This is a genomic window from Thalassospira sp. UBA1131 (assembly GCF_002311515.1).
Lineage (GTDB): Bacteria > Pseudomonadota > Alphaproteobacteria > Rhodospirillales > Thalassospiraceae > Thalassospira.
Window position 1 is genome coordinate 20,277 of sequence record NZ_DCAO01000017.1, and the last position, 18,176, is coordinate 38,452.

Genomic DNA, 18,176 nt, shown 5'->3' on the forward strand with positions numbered 1-18,176 from the left:
CGGTGGGGCCGGTTCGCTTGAAGTTCTTGCGCGCTACGCGCAGGGATCAACGACCGGCCCATATCGTCACGAAGCCGCCCGAAGACCGACCGAAGACGTTTCAAACGGCACAAAGCCCGGCAGTGCTTCAATACGTTTCAGCCAAGCAAGGACATGCGTGTAGGGATCAAGCGCGACATTGCCCTCGGGGGCGTTGGCGATATAGCTGTAAAGTGCGATATCGGCGGCGGTCGGATGATCAAGCGCAATCCAGTCGCGGTTTGACAGGCGATCATCGATCAGTTTCAGAACACCATGCGCACGGGCAATGACATCGTTTGCATCAAACTTGGCGCCAAACAACGTCAACAAGCGCGCCGCACACGGGCCGTAGGCAATTTCACCAGCAGCAACCGAAAGCCAACGCTGAACCAGTGCCAGATCTGCCGCATCTTCGGGGAGCCAGTTGGTCGCGCCGACCTTTTTGGCGGCATAGACCATGATTGCGATGGAATCCGCGATGACAAGGTCGCCATCTTCAAGCACGGGAACCTGCCCGAACGGGTTCAGTTCAAGGAATTCCGGGGATTTATGTTCGCCATTGACCATGTCGACATGAACCAGTTCGTGATCAATGCCAAGCAGGCTAAGGAAAAGGTGGGCGCGATGGGCGTGTCCCGACAGCGCGAAATAATGCAATTTCATGAAACATCCTCCGATTTGCTGGTTCGCATGGGGCGAAAACGAAGGATATTGTGATTATTTCTATTTAATGATGGAATTCCGTTTATTGGAAATTTAGTATTCCGTTAAGTGGAATAATCATGGGGCACAAGATGGACCGTTTCGACGCAATGAATGTGTTTGTGCATGTGGTCGAGGCGCGCAGCTTCGCCGCTGCTGCCCGCGCGTTGCGTCAAAGTCCACCTGCGGTCACGCGCGCGGTCGCGTATCTGGAGGATGTGACAGGCGCACGCCTTCTGACGCGCACAACCCGGTCGGTTACGGTGACAGAGGCCGGTGCACGGTATTATGCAGATTGCAAAAGATTGCTGGCCGACCTGAAAGAAGTCGAAGCCGCCGCCGGTGGCGCCTATGCCAAGCCAAGCGGGATGTTGACCATCACCGCCCCGGTTCAGTTCGGCCAGATGCATGTCGCCCCGATTGTTGGCGCATATCTGGATGAATATCCCGACATGCACGCACGTCTTTTGCTGTTTGATCGCATCGTCAATATTGTCGAGGAAGGCATCGACCTTGCGGTGCGCATCGGTGATCTTGCCGACTCATCATTAACTGCCGTCCGGGTCGGGCAGGTCAGCCAGATCCTTTGCGCATCACCGGATTACATTGCGAGGTTTGGAACGCCACAAACACCGTCTGATCTTGGTACTCATCGCCTCATTGCCACCACTGGATCGTCCGCGCGGCTTGATTGGCAATTCAGATCCCCGGATGGCGGGCGCAAGATCGGCTTTTCCCCGGATGCCAGATGGCAAACCAATTCGATTGAGGCCGCACGAAATGCGGCCCTTGATGGTTGGGGGATTGTGCGCATGCTGTCCTATCAGGCGGCCCCGTATCTTGCGGATGGGCGATTGGTGGCCGTGCTTGGCGACTATGATCCCGATCCGGTGCCAATCCATCTGGTCCATCCCGAGGGCCGCCATGCCTCGGCAAAGGTCCGGGCGTTTATTGATCTGGCGGCGGATACCTTGCGGAAAAATCCGTTATTTGATTTTGGCTAATTCAATCCCTGCGTGTGTTATGCTGCCTTTTCCTTAAGGTGATCGTGGATAGCATCGCAGATGATCGAATGGGTCCGCACCGTCGCAACCATGGGCGTTAACGCCATTTTACCACCGCGTTGCGGGGGCTGTGGCGATGTGACCGATACCACCCATGCGGTCTGTGCCGAGTGTTGGGCGGGTTTAAGGTTTATCACGGCCCCGCAATGTGCCTGTTGCGGCTATCCGTTCGAACTTGATGATAGCGCAAACATCGGCGGTGATCAGGATGAAACCGGACAGATTTTGTGTGGCAATTGTCTGCAAAAGAAACCGGCCTTTGATCAGGCAAGGGCGGCACTGGTGTATGACGATCACAGCCGCGAATACCTGTTGCGGTTCAAGCATGCGGATCGCGGTGATCTGACACCACTTCTTGCGCGCTGGGTCTATCAGGCGGGCAGGGGGATCTGGGATCAGGCCGACCTGATCGTGCCGGTGCCCTTGCATCGAAGACGGCTTTTGAAACGGCGCTATAACCAGTCGGGCCTTTTGGCGGCAAAGCTTTCGCGCATGACAGGCGTGCCTTGGGATGGGCTGGTTTTGGGGCGGCAGCGCAATACAAGAAGCCTTGGCGGACTTGGGCCGTCTTCACGCAAACGCGAAGTTGGTGGGGCATTTGTTGTCGATGAAGTCCGCGCTGAGAAACGTAATCTTGCAGGGGCGAGGGTGGTGTTGGTTGACGATGTTCTGACCACCGGGGCGACGGCCAATGCCTGTGTTCGGGCGTTAAAGCAATCAGGCGTTATGCACGTATCTGTGATCACGGTTGCACGTGTCGTGCGATGACGCGCTGCAAGATTTCTGTTATATAGCCGTCATCTGACTGAAATTCCGCACCGTATCAGACGCAGTGGACCCGATAATCCGGGGCATTCGCGATGATCGGTTGCCAAAGAAAGGATGACTGCCTCATGGCAAAAGTTGAAGTTTATGCCACCGAATGGTGCCCGTATTGCAAGCGTGCGCGTAAGCTGCTTGAGGAAAAGGGTGCGAAATACCAGCTGATCGATGTGATGATGGAACCGCGTCGCAAAAAGGAAATGATGGACCGTGCCAATGGCCGTCATACCGTGCCGCAGATCTTCATCAATGACGAACATATTGGCGGCTGTGACGAGCTGATGGCGCTGGAAGCTGCCGACAAGCTCGAAGCCAAGCTGTCTGCCTGATCGCCATTTGGCTGATTAACGGCAATTGTCATACAAAACCCCGGCCAGTTTGGCCGGGGTTTTTATTTGTCTGATGATTGTGATGTTAGCCGAAGGTGGTTTCCATTTCCTTGCGAAAGGCAATTGCCGGGTCCTTGGCATCAAATTCGACATCGTCCCAGGTCAGGGTTTGATCCATCGCCACCGGGCGCTTGATTTTCAAATGGTGCGCAAGCCCGATGGGCAGGGCATTGCGTGACTTTGACGTCAGGGCAGGCATCAGTTTGCCGTAAACCGTATATCCGCCTTCGCCATCCAGCATTTCACCGGGTTTAAGATCGCGTTTGGCGGTGGCAACCGCATCGCCCGACCATGCGCGCGATGTGCCGGTGGCTTCGCCGCGCAGGGCGGCTGAGGCCACCGAAATGCCAAGTTCCAACCCGATCAGGTGATAGGGCTTGTACATGGTCGAATATTGCCCGCTTGGATCGGTCAGAAGGCCATATTCGTTAAAGCACCGCGCGACATAATCGCTGGGGGCCTCAAAGGTCACATAAACGCCCCAGCGCAGATCGCGAAACACCGGGCGGGTGTCGCGTTCAAGGCTTGAAATCACTTCGACCGTGCCTTTGCGATCCAATATGCCGCCACTTTCACGCGGGCAAAGCAGGCGGGGCAAATCATCCACTCCGCAGGCCGGAAACTGCAATCCGCAATCCTGCGGCACAAGATCACAGGCATTGGACACGGCCGCCATTTCAATGGCGGATTTGGTGCCATCCAGGAAGCTGTTGAAAATTTGCGGGTTCATGCCGCCCGCCTGTGCCTGTTCGGGTGTCAGGCCATAGTGATGCCAGACATCATCGGGCGTGACGTGGTGATAGATCGGAAGATATTTGGTGCCCTTGCCAGCACACGTTACCGGCAGGCCAATCGCGCGAGCCCAATCGACCATTTCCGAAATCAACGCCGGTTGATCGCCATAAGCCATGGAATAAACAAGACCTGCGGCCTCGGCCCGTTTGGCAAGAAGTGGCCCGGCAAGTACATCGGCCTCGACATTGACCATGACGATATGACGGCCATGTTCGATGGCCTTGAGCGCAAAGCGTATACCGGCCGCAGGGCTTCCGGTGGCATCAATGATGACTTCAAGCCCGTCGGCGGCAATCAGGGCATCTGCATCCTCGGTCAGCCATGTGGTGCCGTCGCGATAGGCCGATGCAGCGTCCTTTGCGGTGAACTGGTCATCAGACCATCCGACACGGCGCAGGGCGGCCTTGGTACGATCAATGCTAAGATCGGCAATACCCAGAACGTGATAACCCGGATGATGGCCGGCCTGACTTAAAAACATCGATCCGAACTTGCCAGCACCGATAATGCCAACCCGGACGGGATTACCTTCATCGGCCCGTTTGCGCAGTTTTGTATCAAGGTTCATTGGCGTTCCTCCCAGACAGGAAACTTGTCGTTCTTATATGGTTCTGCCTTTGGCGACGCGGACGGGTCATTGGCAGATTTTTTGAAGTCGATGGGGATTGGTGGTGCGAAGGGCTCGGAAAAGGCGGGCTGTTGGTGGCAGCGAGGGGAAGGTCAGCTTGGCTTTTCCATTCGGGAAATCAGGCGATCACGTGCATTGCGGCCATGATCGCGCGCCAGTTTTTCGGCAAGAGGACCATCGCCGACACAGATTGCATCGGCGATGGCCTGATGTTCCGTCCAGATCGGATCACGGGGGTACCCGATCTGCAGGTAGGCATGCATCACGCGTCTGATCTGAAGCCAGACTGCGGCTGATGCTTCGGGCAACAGGGGGTTACCCGACAAACGGTAGATCGTTTGATGGAATGCGACGTCGGCTGCAACAAGGTTTGCGGTGTCGCCGCTGCCCAGAGCGTGGTGTCCCTGTATAATGGCAGCCCGCAAAGCCGATTCCCGATCCGGTGCCTTGGTCTCAGCAGCAAGACGAGCTGCAAGCCCGTCAAATGCTTCTCTCAGGTCATAAACGTGACGGACAAGGTCGCTGTCGACAGGCGCAACGCGATATCCGCGCCGTCCCATCGGTTCGACCAGTCCGTCACGACGCAGCAACCCCAGAGCTTGCAACACTGGTTGCCGCGAGACATTGAGTTCCTCGGCAATAGCTTCCTGACGCAAAGGTGTCCCGGGAGGGAGAGCACCGGAACACAAGGCATCAACCAGGCGGTCATGCACTTCGTCAGTCAGACTTTTTCGGCCGGAAAGAGGTTCCATCTTCGATCCTCGTTAGGTGTACGGAATACTGTATACACTAATTTCGGGCATGAAAAGACTGAATTTCGGATGTGCGTGATGTCGGTTGTTGATGTGGAAATGCGCAATGTGTGCGCTAAGGCGCAGGTCTTTTTGCGGGCCTTTTTAGCGGCTTCGCTATCCCAATTGTCTATTGCGGCAGGCTGGGATGAGAAGCATCATGAAGACGGATAATGATAAAAAGGAGACTGCGTCATGACTCGTTTCATTGCGGCCTGCGTGCAGGTCAATTCGCGCGATGTGATGTCTGATAACCTTGCGCGGGCGGCAACCTATGCCCGCGATGCCCATGCGGCGGGGGCCAGATTGATCGCCTTTCCTGAAAACGTGTCGATGATGTCGTTTGGCGGCGAAAATGTCCGTGCCGCTGCCTTTCCCGAGGATGAGCATCCCGGTCTGGTTTTCTTTTGCGACCTGGCCGAAGAACTGAAATCCACCCTGATTGTCGGATCGCTGCATGTCAAAGTGCCGGATGAAGACCGTGTTGCGAACCGGTGTTTTGTAATTGGTCCGGATGGCAAGGTCATCACGTCCTATGACAAGATCCACATGTTTGACGTCGATCTGGCCAATGGCGAAAGTTACCGTGAAAGCAAAACATTCCGGCCCGGCAATGCCGCCCGACTGGCCGAAACCGAATTTGGCAAGGTCGGGATATCGATCTGTTATGACGTGCGGTTCCCGCATCTGTTTCGCGATTACGCCAAGGCGGGGGCAAAGATCCTGAGCATCCCGGCGGCCTTCACCCGCACAACCGGGCAGGCGCACTGGCATACCCTTTTGAAGGCGCGTGCGATTGAAAACGGATGCTTTGTGATTGCGGCGGCCCAGTGCGGTGATCATCCGGGCGACCGCCAGACATTTGGTCATTCCCTGATCATTGATCCGTGGGGACAGGTTTTGGCCGATGGTGGCACCGATCCGGGTTTCATCACCGCCGAGATTGATCTGACGCGCGTTGATGAAATTCGCCGGATGGTGCCATCGCTTGGCAATGATCGGGAATATAAACCCTGCTAATCATGTTTGATCGAAGTGGTCAGGCGTAACTGACCACTTCGAACTCGATGCCGTTTTCATCCCGGAAATAGAACCGCCGACCGGGTTCGTAATCGGCATGGTTGAAGGTTTCAATGCCGTCGGCCTTGATCTTTGCCTCGGTCGCATCGAGGTCATCGACGACAATCCCGATATGGTTCAGACCGCCAATGGTGGCATAGGAGTTTTCCTGCCCGTCCTTTGGTGTGCCAAGGGCATAGATCGCGACATAGCTTGTGTCATTGCCAACATGATAGGACAGCCCGCCATGGATGGCCTCCCCGTGCCAGCGGGTGTGCCAGCCAAACCAGTTATGCAGGTTCCGGGCGGTTTTCGCCGGATCGGCGACCGTAAAATTCACGTGTTCGAGAAATGCAGCAGTCATGGCTTGTCCTTGTTTTGGGATGTCTGTTTTCCGATTTCCCTTGTTGATAATTCCTCAACTATAGTTGAGGTCAAGGGGTAATTCTCTTTGATTGATATAGGAAGCGTTGAGCGGTTTTTCACAGGCTCACGTGATCTCACGAAACAGTGTCGCAACGTCATTTCGCTTTGAAGCCCTTCCCGGGCAAACTCGGTTCATCAGGGATTTTCAAACGGAGGAACAGGAATGATGTTCAAAAAGTTTTTGATCGGTACGGCATTTGTTTTTGGCCTGTCGGGTGCCGCCTTTGCGGGCGAGCAATATGTCGATGAAACCGGCTTTGCGATCAGCGGCTATGACGCGGTGGCCTATTTCAATTTGCCGCAAAAGGATGTTGGTATGATGCAGCCCCATGCCGTTCCGGGCCGGGCCGACATTACCGCCGAATATAATGGTGCGACCTGGGCATTTGCGTCTGAGGAAAACCGCGACATGTTTCTGGCCGATCCGGCGAAATACGCCCCGGCCTTTGATGGGCATTGTGCGTACGGCGTTGTAAAGGGCGGCAAAGTACCGGCCAACCCGAACCTGTGGCGGATTGTCGACGGGAAGCTTTATCTGAATATCACGCCGGCTGTGGTTGGTTTCTGGAACGAAGATATTTCAGGCAACATCAGTGCGGCCAAAGGCAACTGGACTGACCTTGAAAGCAAGTCCGCGTCGGACAAAAGCTGGATGGCGATTTCAGATAATGACGGCACTTATGATATGGCCGCACCGATCAAGTAATATGGGTGACGCGCAGACAACCAAAAACGCACCGGCAAACTGGCCGGTGCGTTTTGCATTTCAGGACAGTGAAGCAGGCGGTTAGCCCGCGATTTCACCGCCATCATTTTTGGTCACAGCCACGACCGACGGACGCGGCGGCATTGCTGCCTGGAAGTCCGGCCAGCGGGTGCTTGGCGCGTCATAGGACGAACCGTCTGCCGGGTGCTGAACGGCAAGGAACAGCGTCTTTCCATCCGGGGTGAATTCCGGACCGCACATTTCCGCACCAACCGGGCACGCAAAGAAGAATTTGGTCAGCGCACGGCCCGGACCATCAACATCGGTAGCATGCATGCCATCAGGAATGTCGGACTTCGGTGCGCCGTCGGTGGAAATCCACAGGCGACCACGATGGTCGATTGCCATGTTGTCCGGGCAGGAAACCCAAGATTCTGCCGCCGGATGGTAAACCGCCTTGTCATCGGCAACCGCCGGGTTACCAGCAGCAATCATGATGTCCCAGGTAAAGCGCGAAGCGGTGTGATCGGCATCCTTGCCGCGACCACCCGGAGGGGTCAGTTCCAGCACGTGACCATGCGGGTTGGCCGCACGCGGGTTTGCTGCGTTGCCTTCCTTGCGCTTGGAGTTGTTGGTCAGCATGACATAGACCTTGCCGTTGACCGGGTTCGGTTCAACGTCTTCCGGGCGATCCATCTGGGTTGCGCCCAGAAGGTCGGCCGCACGACGGGCTTCGATCAGAACATCAGCCTGGCTGTGGAAGTCATTTTCAGCGGTCAGCGGGCCTTCGCCAAAGATCAGCGGCATCCAGTCAAGGCTGCCATCTTCGTGGAACTGGGCGACAAAGAGCGTGCCGTTTTCCAGAAGGTCCATGTTCGCGGCGCGATCATTCGGATTGTATTTGTTTGCCGCAATGAATTTGTAGAGATAGTCAAAGCGCTGATCATCACCGGAATAGGCAACAACGGAGTTGTCCTTGTTGATGATGACGGTGGCACCTTCGTGCTTGAAGCGGCCAAGGGCGGTGCGCTTTTTCGGCATCGAGGTCGGATCGTACGGATCGATTTCAACCATCCAGCCAAATTTGTTCGGCTCGTTCGGGTCTTTTTCAACATTGAAGCGGTCGAAATATTTAACCCACGAGTACCAGCTGTCCTGGCTGATACCCAGACGCTTGTAGTTGCGTTCTTCGCTGGTTTTGGCGATATCGCCGCCAAAGTAACCGTTGAAGTTTTCTTCGGCGATCAGAACCGTACCCCACGGGGTTTTACCACCCGCACAGTTGTTCAGCGTCCCGATAACACGGGTGCCGGTCGGATCGGTGTTGGTTTTAAGGCGGTCATGACCGGCAGCCGGGCCGGTAATCTGCATTTCGGTGTCGATCGGAGAAATGCGGCGGGCATAATCGGACCCGTCAACAACCTGCCATTTGCCACCGGTTTTCTTGACTTCGATGACCGAATGACCGTGGGCCGCGATTTCGTGCAGCGCCTGTTCTTCGGATGCGTCCATCGCATCCTTGAGGCCCGACCACATCAGTTCGGCATTGGTGTATTCGTGGCTGACGCACAGCAGACCATGGTCGGAATTCTGCGAACCAACCGGAAGCGGCATATAGCCGACATAGTCGCAGTTATAGCCAAACTGCTTGTTCTGCGCGTTGGCATCCACCTGACCCGGAACGAATGCCGGTGCATCGGCGACAACCTTGTCGCCCCAACGGATCAGGACGCTGGCGTCATAACCATCAGCAACAGCATGGGTTTCGGTGATTTTCTGCGGGATCGATTTGAAGGTCAGGGTCGAAGGTGACTGCGCCTTGGCAACGCCTCTGGTCGCAATGCCTGCGCCCACAACAGCCGACGTCGCCATCAGGCCTTTGAAAAAGCCGCGGCGGGAAAAGCGTGCATTGATCAGATCGTCGATGCACGGATTGTTGGTCGGGTTGGACGGGATATCGTCGCTATCTTCGATGATTTCGTATTTATCGTTCATGGCTTTTCTCTCTTAACGCCTATGCCTGAAACAGCAGCAGGGAAGATGCCAGAAACGACACATTTTAATTGTGAAAGTTGTGTTTCTTTTTGCAAAAACAGTATGTTACGGATTTGTTTCAATCATCCATGCCGTTCAGCTGATCCGTCTTACTCAGGCTTCTGCGCCACAATAGATTGTTTTATCGCTGTAATTTCATCACCCGGTTTCGCTCTGATCGGGCCTTGTTGCTGGGCGATGATCGTCCAGTCGGCAAACGTGTCTGCCAATTCATCGGTGCGCAGCAGGAAATCCGGTGATCGCGGACGGCCATATGCTTCGTTCCCGACCATGAAGGTTTCATAGATCAGGGTGCCGCCCGGTGGGACGGCGTCGCGTAGATATTCAAACAGCGGCCGATGCAGGTAATTGGTAATAACGATAAGATCGAACTGTTGATCGCCCAATGGCCATTGACCCGTTTCAAGGTCGGCTTCGATCCAGTTGATCGCAGGGTTTGTATCGGTATCGGTTTGCGCAAGGTCGCGGTCGATTGCCGTCACCTGCCAACCCTGATCCGCTAGCCAGAAGCTGTGCCGTCCCTTGCCGCACGCAAGATCAAGCGCGCGATTGCGGGTGGGGTGTGGCGTGGGGCAGTGCTGTGTGACCCAGCTTGATGGCAATTGGGATGACATTTTTGTAAATCTTGGTTATTGAGTGTGGCGCCCGCAGGCTGGCGATCCCGGCCCATGCGCGCCATATGATCTGTATCTGATAGTGTTATCGTTTTGCTACTGGTTTGGCTTATACACGTACCATCATGATTCTATTTCAGCTTAAATGCGAACATGATCACGAATTCGAAGGTTGGTTCAAGGACGGCGCAACATATGACGCGCAGGCCGCCAGCGGGGATTTGTCCTGCCCGGTGTGTGGAACATCAAATGTTGGCAAGGCCCTGATGGCGCCGCGTTTGCGCACGTCACGGCAAAAAGAAGTCGCTGCCGAAAAACAACAGCAAAAGGCAATCGCCGAAGCGACCCAGGCTGCAATTGCCGAAATTCGCAAACAGGTCGAAAGCAATTGCGAAAATGTCGGCAACAAGTTTGCCGAAGAAGCCCGCAAAATCCATTACGGCGAAACCGAAAAGCGCGGCATCTATGGTCAGGCATCGCTTAAGGAAACCGCCGAACTGGTCGATGAAGGCATCGATGTCATGGCATTGCCGTGGGATGACGGAACCAAAAAGAACTGACGCGATCCAGGAAGATCAGTCAGGCTTTCGGGCAATCACCATATAATTCACATCAAGATCACGCGGGGCAGGCGACCATGTGTCGTTGAACGGGTTGTAAGCCACCCCGGTGATATCTTGAAGGTCCAGACCGGCACCACGCAGATAGCCCGACATTTCCGATGGTTTGACAAATTTGCGCCAGTCATGGGTGCCCGCAGGCAGCCAGCGCAGAACGTATTCCGCGCCGATCTTGGCCAGTGCCAGTGACTTGATCGTGCGGTTCAGTGTGGCAACAAACATCAATCCACCCGGTTTGAGCACCGATGCACAGGCCTGCATGAAGAATTGCGGGTCATCGACATGTTCGATGACTTCCATGTTCAGCACGATATCAAACTGCTTGCCCTCATCGGCCAGCATTTCCGGCGTGCAACAGCGATAGTCGATTTCAAGGCCGGATTGTGCGGCATGGATTTTGGCGACTTCGATATTGCTTTCTGAGGCGTCAATCGAGGTCATCTTTGCCCCCATGCGCGCAAGCGGTTCGGACAACAAACCAGCACCACAGCCGATATCAATGATTTCGATGCCTTTAAGCGGCTCTATTGTTTCCGGATCGCGGCCAAGATGCGCACAGATATTATCGCGCAGGATTTGCAGGCGCACCGGATTGAATTTGTGCAGCGGCTTCATCACACCATTCGGATCCCACCATTTTTCCGACATCGCAGAAAAACGTGCGATTTCATCGGCATTGGCGGTGCGGCTGGTGGGGGCGGGTGCGTCCGACATGGTGTGGCTCCGAAGGCGTAAAACAACGTTGCTGTATGACGCCCTGTTTACGCGTGCGCGCACGGCAAGGCAATACTCACCTGTCAAATGAGGATGTGTTGGCGGCGATCTGGCAGAAATTCAAAGCAAGGCAGCCATGTTCAGATGATGCAGATCATCAGGGTTACTGGGTAATTTTCGCATGATATGCGACCCAATTTGCCGCATTCGGACGGTTTGGGACATTATCAGGTCAAAAAAATTGCTCTCACGCAATTTATCGGCATCCTTGACGCTTGTTTCGCGGGGATTATGGCAGTATTGATTACGCCGCTTGGATCAGGGGAAGCGCCGCAAATTCGGCATGCTTACCCGGGCCGGGACCGGATCACATGCCGTCACGTTCGGACAGCCGATGGACGGCGAGCATAGCGGGGATACTTCATGGCCCGTATTGTCATGAAATTTGGCGGCACTTCGGTCGCCGATGTCGAGAAAATCAAGAATGTCGCGCGCCGGGTGAAATCCGAGGTCGATGCCGGCAATCAGGTTGCTGTTGTCGTGTCCGCCATGTCGGGCAAGACCAACGAACTGGTTGGCTGGGCGCAGGAAGTTTCGCCGATGTATGATGCACGTGAATATGACGTGATCGTATCGTCGGGCGAACAGGTGACTGTCGGTTTGCTGGCGATGGCGCTGCAAAGCATGGATGTGCCTGCTCGTTCCTGGCTTGGCTGGCAGATCCCGATCAAGACCGACGGTGCACATGCCAAGGCCCGCATCAAGGAAATCGACACCACCGAGCTTGATAAGCGCATGAATGGCGGTGAAGTCGTTTGCGTGGCAGGTTTCCAGGGGATCGCACCCGATAACCGCATCACCACCCTTGGGCGTGGTGGTTCGGATACGTCGGCGGTCGCCCTTGCCGCGGCACTTAACGCAGATCGTTGCGACATCTACACCGATGTCGATGGCGTTTACACCACCGATCCGCGCATTGTGCCCAAGGCGCGCAAGATCGAAAAGATTACCTACGAAGAAATGCTGGAACTCGCATCCCTTGGTGCAAAGGTTCTGCAAACCCGTTCTGTCGAGATGGCAATGAACCATCGCGTCCGGGTGCAGGTCCGTTCTACCTTTAGTGATGCAGAAGGAACACTTGTTGTAGACGAGGACGAGATCGTGGAACAGGAAGTCGTCAGCGGAATTGCCTATAGCCGTGATGAGGCCAAGATTACCTTGGTGAAAGTTGCGGACAAGCCGGGTATTGCCGCTTCAATCTTCAGCCCGCTGGCTGATGCCAATATCAATGTCGACATGATCGTGCAGAACGTCTCAGAAGACGGCAAAAGCACGGACATGACCTTTACCGTTCCGCGTGGTGAATTCCAGCGTGCGCTTCAGGTGATCGAAAAGAACAAAGACAAGATCGCCTATCAGGAACTGCTTAGCACCTCTGATGTGACCAAGGTGTCGATCATTGGTGTGGGTATGCGTTCCCACGTCGGTGTTGCGCGCAAGATGTTTGAAACCCTTGCGGAAAAAGGCATCAACATTCAGGTCATCTCGACCTCGGAAATCAAGGTCAGTGTTCTGATCGCCGAGGAATATACCGAACTTGCCGTTCGTGCGTTGCACACGGCATACGGTCTGGATGCCGAGTAAGTTCAACAGTTTGGCGATTAAGCCGCTGTTAAATTACCTGTAATAATACATACTAGCTGGAGCAGTGTGTTTCAGCCTTTGTAATGAAATGGCAGGAGACCACTGGTCTCCTGCGTTTCTGCTTTGGGGTACAGAGAATATGAGTGATCCGAAAATTGACGCCGCACGGGCGCGCCTGGAAAACCTGTGGGCATCGGGCAAGGAATTCCTTGGCACCGACTACGCGATCATGGCCGGCGCCATGTCCTGGGTTTCAGAGCGTCACCTTGTTTCGGCGGTCTCCAATGCGGGTGGTTTTGGTGTGATTGCCTGCGGGTCGATGACCCCGGATCTGTTGTCGGCTGAAATCGCCGCCACCAAGGAAATGACCAGCAAGCCGTTTGGCGTCAACCTGATCACCATGCACCCGCAGCTCAATGAACTGATCGAAGTGTGCCGTGAACACAGTGTTGGTCATGTGGTTCTGGCCGGCGGCCTGCCGTCATCAAACTCGATCAAGCAGGCCAAGGAATTTGCCAAGGTCATCTGCTTTGCCCCGGCACTGGTTCTGGCCAAGAAGCTGATCCGCTCGGGTGCTGATGCGCTGGTGATTGAAGGAAGCGAAGCGGGTGGCCATGTTGGCCCGGTATCGCTGACGGTTCTGGCACAGGAAATCCTGCCGGAAGTTTCCGATATTCCTGTTTTCTGCGCCGGCGGTATTGGCCGCGGTGAAGCGATTACCGGTTTGCTTGAACAGGGGGCATCGGGTGTTCAGATCGGCACGCGGCTTGTTTGTGCAGAGGAATGCATTGCCCATCCCGATTTCAAAAAGGCCTTCATCCGCGCAAGTGCGCGTGACGCGGTGACCACCGTGCAGCTTGATGATCGTTTCCCGGTCATTCCGGTACGCGCGCTTGCCAACAAGGGCACCGAAGAATTCCGCAACACCCAGCGTGCCGTGATTGAAAAGTTCCGCGCAGGCGAACTTGACCAAGGCGCTGCACAGCTTGAAATTGAACATTTCTGGGCCGGTGCCCTGCGCCGTGCGGTGATCGATGGTGACGTCGAAAGCGGATCGGTTATGGCAGGACAGTCGGTTGGTATGGTAAAGAAAGAACAACCGGTTTCCGAAATCCTCGAAGAGTTGGTCGAACAGGCCGTTCAATCCCTGGTTAAGAGAGACAGCTAAGTCAAATGAGCATTCCGTCCGCCGCAGTCACAGGTCCGCGACGCCTTCTAAAGCGTGTGCGCGATGTCATGGCTGGACCGGGGACTGCTGAAGAACGCCTCGGACAGATTGTGACCATCATTGCTGCTGATATGGTGGCAGAGGTGTGCTCGGTCTATGTGATGCGTGCGGGCGAAGTGCTGGAGCTGTTTGCGACCTGTGGTCTGTCCAAGGAAGCAGTTCACTTGACCCGCCTTCGGGTGGGCGAGGGGATTGTCGGTTTTGTCGCCGCACATGCGCGCCCGCTTAACCTCAAGGACGCGCAAGGCCATCCGAACTTTGCCTATCGTCCGGAAACCGGCGAGGAAATCTATCATTCGATGATCGGTGTGCCGATCCTGCGCGGGGGCCGTATCATCGGCGTGCTTGCCGTGCAGAACCGGACCGAACGCCTGTATTCCGAGGACGAACAGGAAGCGCTTGAAAACGTCGCCATGGTGCTGGCCGAAATGGTCGCCGGTGGCGAACTTGTCAGCCGCGAGGAACTGATCCCGGCGGACGGTATTGCGTTGTTGCCGCTGCGTCTGGGCGGGGCACGTCTGGCACCGGGGATCGGCAAGGGCATTGCCGTCTTGCATGAGCCGCGCATCGTCATTGACCGCATGGTTTCCGATGACCCGGAAGAAGAACTGACCCGCCTGCGCGAAGCCATGCATGGTCTTCAGAACCATCTTGATAAGATGCTGGAAGCCGTTTCTGGCATCAACGGCATGGATGAAGGCGATGATCCGGGTGATATCCTTGAAGCCTATCGGATGATTGCCCAGGATACCGGCTGGCTGAACCGCATTACCGAGGCTGTGCATACCGGCCTGACGGCCGAGGCTGCGGTTCAGAAGGTGCATGATGATACCCGTGCGCGCATGGCGCAGGTGACCGACCCCTATTTGCGCGAACGGTTGCACGATCTTGAAGATCTGGCCAACCGGTTGTTGCAGCATCTTTCGGGGCAGTATCAATCCCCGGCCTTTGGCGATCTGCCCGATGATATCATTCTGGTGGCGCGCAATATCGGTCCGGCAGAACTTCTTGATTATGATCACACCCGTTTGCGCGGTCTTGCCCTTGAAGAAGGGTCGCACACCTCGCACGTGGCAATCGTTGCGCGCGCGCTTGATATCCCGGTTCTGGGCGGGGTCAAAGGGGTGCTTGATAAGGTTGAGGCCGGTGATCCGCTGATTGTCGATTCAGATAACAGCCAGCTGTTCGTTCGACCAAGCGAAGACGTCCGTGCGGTGATTGACGGCGCGTTGCGCGCCCGGGCAGAGCGAAAAGCGCTTTATGCCCAGATGCGTGACCTTCCGGCGGAAACGACCGACGGGGCGGAGATTTCACTTAACGTGAATGCCGGGCTTTTGATTGATGTTCCGCATGTGATTGAAAGCGGGGCGGACGGGATTGGCCTGTATCGGACGGAAATTCCGTTCATGGTCCGATCCGCCATGCCTGATATTACCGATCAGACCCGGCTTTATGATCGTATTTTTGAACAGGCCGAAGGCCGGCCGGTGGTTTTCAGGACTCTTGATGTGGGCGGTGACAAATTGCTGCCCTATTGGGAGGATATGACAGAAGAGAATCCGGCGATGGGCTGGCGATCGATCCGGATCACACTGGATCGTCCGGCGGTGCTTGTGCATCAGTTGCGCGCACTGATCCGGGCCGGGCATGACCGCGATCTTTATGTCATGTTCCCGATGATCGCCGAAGTTGCTGAATTTGATCAGGCAAAGGCGGTTCTTGACGAGCAGCTCAAACGTGAAGCCGTACGCGGATTTATCCCGCGCAAGGTCGAAGTCGGAGCGATGCTTGAAGTCCCCGCCCTGATCTGGCAGGCTCCGGCCTTGCTGCAACGGGTTGATTTCCTCTCGGTTGGGACGAATGATCTGTTGCAGTTCATGTTTGCTGCTGACCGCGGCAATCCAAGGATCGAGGGCCGGTATGACACGCTGTCGCCAAGTGTGTTCGCGTTCATGCGCCAGTTGGTGACATTGTGCGATCAAAAGGACGTTCGCCTGACCATCTGTGGTGAAATGGCGGGACGTCCACTTGAAGCGATGGCCCTTATCGGTTTGGGAATTAAACGCTTGTCGATGGCGCCTGCCTCTGTTGGTCCGGTCAAGGAAATGGTCAGAAGCATGTGTAAGTCTGAAGTCGAGAGTTATATTCTGACGATAATGGATAATCCGACCAGATCATTGCGTTCGCGTCTTAAGGCTTTCGCAATAGATCACGGTGTAAAACTTTAAAAACAATCGCTTTTGGTGGGGATATCTGCTAGTTTTATTGCTAGATCGTAACGTGGGGGTGCGCAGTTGGCGATCAAAAAGCGAAAGGAAGATCATTTGGACGACGAAACCCGAGAACGCCTTCGTTTCAGGCCTTTGTCCGGGGATTCGTCTGCAAATGACAGTGTGATGGACGAACATAAAGACCAGATCGGTGGTTATACCGAGGTCGGGAGCCTTTTGAAGGCGACCCGTGTTGGTTTGGGGCAAACAGTCGAAGACGTTTGCCGCATGCTTCGTATTCGCAAAATTTACATCGAAGCCATTGAAAGCAGCGACTATGCGGCATTGCCGAATGGTCCGTATGGCCTTGGCTTCGTAAAGGCATATGCCGAACATCTTGGACTGGACGGTGCAGAGATCGCACGTCGCTTCCGCGCAGAAAGCAATGCGCCGGCCGTGCGTAGTGAACTGTCCTTCCCAAAACCCGTTCAGGAAAGCCGTGTACCCGGTGGGGCGGTGTTGCTGATCGCGGTTATGCTTGGTCTTGGTGCTTATGGCGGATGGTACTACCTGTCGAGCCAGGGCAAAACCATTGCCGATCTGGTTGATCCGTTGCCAGAGCGACTTGCAAGCTACTCGACAACGGCAAGCCAGGATTCAGCGCCGCGTAATCTTGAAAACGCCGCAGATGCACAGGCCGCCGAGGCAGAAATCACAACGCCTGCACCGGTCATTGCCGATCAGGGGGCACCAGTTGCCTCTGCACCGGAAAGTGCCGGCAACACGGAAGCAACGGTTGAAGAAACCACCGTTTCCGAGGCCCCGGTCGCAGAACCCGCATCTGAACCCGTAGCCGAAGTCGCAGAAGCAACCGAAGAACCGGCAGAAGCACCAGTCGCTTCCGAGGAAGTTGCCGAAGCCCCGGCGCAGGAAGCTGCACCCGTTGCCAACGAAGTGGTAACCACCACAGAACAGGCACCGGTTGAAGCCGAAGTCGCAGAGGCACCAGCCGCAGAAACGCCGGCTGCACCGGCAGCGGAAGTTGCATCGGTACCCGCGGCACCCGAAGTTGATGAGGCCGGTGGCGCACGCGTATTTGGCGCGGTCAATGTTGATAGCCGTGTGACCATTTCGGCGGTTGAAACCAGTTGGGTTCGTATCCGCGAGGCAGATGGCAATGTTCTGCTGACCCGGATGCTGACAGCCGGTGATACCTATATGGTTCCGAATCGTGACGGTCTGAAACTTGAAGTCGGCAATGCCGGTGCCCTGACCTATAGCATCGATGGTTCCGAAGCCCAGCCGGTTGGGGAATATGGCGCGGTGATTTCGGACTTCTCGCTTGATGTCGGTGATCTGACCCAGGCAGAAGAACCAACCGTTCAATAGGTTTGGCCAACGCCTGCGGGCGGTGAAAACAGACAAAATGCGAAAGGCGATCCAAACGGGTCGCCTTTTTCGTGACAGCTATGCGAAATCTGGCGGAAAATCTGTTAGCCAACGGTTTCTAAACCGCGTTTGATAAGCTATATACACCCCCAAGACATCTAAAACATTTTGGAACCGGAAATGAGCGTCCGCCCATATCGCGATATTGAACGCCGTCAAAGCCGCAAAATCCGTGTCGGTGACGTGGAAGTTGGCGGGGATGCACCGATCTCGGTGCAGTCGATGACCAATACCCTGAC

18 protein-coding genes and 1 pseudogene are annotated in these 18,176 nt (G+C 55.5%); 12 read left to right on the forward strand and 7 right to left on the reverse strand.

The genetic code is table 11. The features are described 5' to 3' along the window. Positions 1 to 66 precede the first annotated feature (66 nt). Entirely contained in the window at positions 67 to 684 is a 618-nt protein-coding gene (locus tag B3Z49_RS02320; RefSeq protein ID WP_296988000.1) for a glutathione S-transferase family protein, read from the reverse strand. A 131-nt stretch (positions 685 to 815) separates the two neighbouring features. Between B3Z49_RS02320 and B3Z49_RS02325 the strand changes: the two genes are divergently transcribed. The 3 genes from B3Z49_RS02325 to grxC all read left to right on the forward strand — a co-directional run bounded on the left by B3Z49_RS02325 (position 816) and on the right by grxC (position 2,938). After that, the gene (locus tag B3Z49_RS02325; protein ID WP_296988002.1) at positions 816 to 1,727 is read left to right on the forward strand and encodes a LysR substrate-binding domain-containing protein; all 912 of its coding nucleotides are present in this window, start codon (positions 816 to 818) and stop codon (positions 1,725 to 1,727) included. Positions 1,728 to 1,787: 60 nt separating this feature from the next. Continuing rightward, entirely contained in the window at positions 1,788 to 2,555 is a 768-nt protein-coding gene (locus B3Z49_RS02330; RefSeq protein WP_296988003.1) for a ComF family protein, read from the forward strand. Between the two features lie 125 nt (positions 2,556 to 2,680). Then, positions 2,681 to 2,938, forward strand: a complete 258-nt coding sequence (gene grxC / locus B3Z49_RS02335) for a glutaredoxin 3 (RefSeq protein WP_008891709.1) — start codon at positions 2,681 to 2,683, stop codon at positions 2,936 to 2,938. 85 nt (positions 2,939 to 3,023) lie between these two features. Here the strand turns inward: grxC and B3Z49_RS02340 are convergent, their stop codons facing one another. Together B3Z49_RS02340 and B3Z49_RS02345 are read right to left on the reverse strand one after the other, a co-directional pair. Further along, on the reverse strand, positions 3,024 to 4,361 hold the full coding sequence (locus B3Z49_RS02340) for an NAD(P)H-dependent oxidoreductase (RefSeq protein WP_296988006.1): 1,338 nt from the start codon (positions 4,359 to 4,361) through the stop codon (positions 3,024 to 3,026). A 152-nt stretch (positions 4,362 to 4,513) separates the two neighbouring features. Beyond that, positions 4,514 to 5,173, reverse strand: a complete 660-nt coding sequence (locus B3Z49_RS02345) for a GntR family transcriptional regulator (RefSeq protein ID WP_008891707.1) — start codon at positions 5,171 to 5,173, stop codon at positions 4,514 to 4,516. A 78-nt stretch (positions 5,174 to 5,251) separates the two neighbouring features. Between B3Z49_RS02345 and B3Z49_RS02350 the strand changes: the two genes are divergently transcribed. Both B3Z49_RS02350 and B3Z49_RS02355 read left to right on the forward strand, forming a co-directional pair. Beyond that, entirely contained in the window at positions 5,252 to 5,386 is a 135-nt protein-coding gene (locus tag B3Z49_RS02350) for a hypothetical protein (RefSeq protein WP_296988007.1), read from the forward strand. A 21-nt stretch (positions 5,387 to 5,407) separates the two neighbouring features. Then, a complete protein-coding gene (locus B3Z49_RS02355; RefSeq protein WP_296988008.1) occupies positions 5,408 to 6,232 on the forward strand; it encodes a carbon-nitrogen hydrolase family protein in 825 nt (274 codons plus the stop codon). Between the two features lie 19 nt (positions 6,233 to 6,251). On the opposite strand, the gene B3Z49_RS02360 is transcribed toward B3Z49_RS02355, so the two are convergent. Beyond that, positions 6,252 to 6,635, reverse strand: coding sequence for a VOC family protein (locus tag B3Z49_RS02360; RefSeq protein WP_296988009.1), 384 nt, complete (start codon positions 6,633 to 6,635; stop codon positions 6,252 to 6,254). Between the two features lie 225 nt (positions 6,636 to 6,860). Here B3Z49_RS02360 and B3Z49_RS02365 point away from each other — a divergent pair, with 225 nt between their 5' ends. Next, on the forward strand, positions 6,861 to 7,403 hold the full coding sequence (locus B3Z49_RS02365; protein ID WP_064779492.1) for a YHS domain-containing (seleno)protein: 543 nt from the start codon (positions 6,861 to 6,863) through the stop codon (positions 7,401 to 7,403). Positions 7,404 to 7,484: 81 nt separating this feature from the next. Here B3Z49_RS02365 and B3Z49_RS02370 read toward each other — a convergent pair whose 3' ends face one another. Both B3Z49_RS02370 and B3Z49_RS02375 read right to left on the reverse strand, forming a co-directional pair. Continuing rightward, positions 7,485 to 9,398, reverse strand: a complete 1,914-nt coding sequence (locus B3Z49_RS02370) for a PhoX family protein (protein WP_008891703.1) — start codon at positions 9,396 to 9,398, stop codon at positions 7,485 to 7,487. A 149-nt stretch (positions 9,399 to 9,547) separates the two neighbouring features. After that, the gene (locus B3Z49_RS02375; RefSeq protein ID WP_296988012.1) at positions 9,548 to 10,072 is read right to left on the reverse strand and encodes a class I SAM-dependent methyltransferase; all 525 of its coding nucleotides are present in this window, start codon (positions 10,070 to 10,072) and stop codon (positions 9,548 to 9,550) included. 125 nt (positions 10,073 to 10,197) lie between these two features. Here B3Z49_RS02375 and B3Z49_RS02380 point away from each other — a divergent pair, with 125 nt between their 5' ends. Then, positions 10,198 to 10,632: a DUF1178 family protein gene (locus B3Z49_RS02380; protein WP_063088954.1), complete on the forward strand. Its 435-nt coding sequence runs from the start codon at positions 10,198 to 10,200 to the stop codon at positions 10,630 to 10,632. A gap of 15 nt (positions 10,633 to 10,647) precedes the next feature. On the opposite strand, the gene ubiG is transcribed toward B3Z49_RS02380, so the two are convergent. Continuing rightward, positions 10,648 to 11,406, reverse strand: a complete 759-nt coding sequence (gene ubiG, locus B3Z49_RS02385) for a bifunctional 2-polyprenyl-6-hydroxyphenol methylase/3-demethylubiquinol 3-O-methyltransferase UbiG (protein ID WP_296988014.1) — start codon at positions 11,404 to 11,406, stop codon at positions 10,648 to 10,650. A gap of 423 nt (positions 11,407 to 11,829) precedes the next feature. Between ubiG and B3Z49_RS02390 the strand changes: the two genes are divergently transcribed. From B3Z49_RS02390 to B3Z49_RS02410, 5 genes and pseudogenes are all read left to right on the forward strand, one after another. Next, complete coding sequence (locus B3Z49_RS02390) at positions 11,830 to 13,050, forward strand: aspartate kinase (protein ID WP_008891699.1); 1,221 nt, start codon at positions 11,830 to 11,832, stop codon at positions 13,048 to 13,050. A 139-nt stretch (positions 13,051 to 13,189) separates the two neighbouring features. Further along, a complete protein-coding gene (locus B3Z49_RS02395) occupies positions 13,190 to 14,218 on the forward strand; it encodes an NAD(P)H-dependent flavin oxidoreductase (RefSeq protein WP_008891698.1) in 1,029 nt (342 codons plus the stop codon). A gap of 5 nt (positions 14,219 to 14,223) precedes the next feature. Further along, positions 14,224 to 16,506 carry a phosphoenolpyruvate--protein phosphotransferase gene (ptsP, locus tag B3Z49_RS02400; protein WP_008891697.1) on the forward strand — a complete coding sequence of 761 codons (2,283 nt, stop codon included), beginning with the start codon at positions 14,224 to 14,226 and terminating at the stop codon, positions 16,504 to 16,506. 168 nt (positions 16,507 to 16,674) lie between these two features. Then, positions 16,675 to 17,877: a helix-turn-helix domain-containing protein gene (locus B3Z49_RS02405; protein WP_296988017.1), complete on the forward strand. Its 1,203-nt coding sequence runs from the start codon at positions 16,675 to 16,677 to the stop codon at positions 17,875 to 17,877. 180 nt (positions 17,878 to 18,057) lie between these two features. Next, positions 18,058 to 18,176 (forward strand): annotated as a pseudogene (locus B3Z49_RS02410) (4-hydroxy-3-methylbut-2-en-1-yl diphosphate synthase); the annotation flags it as partial.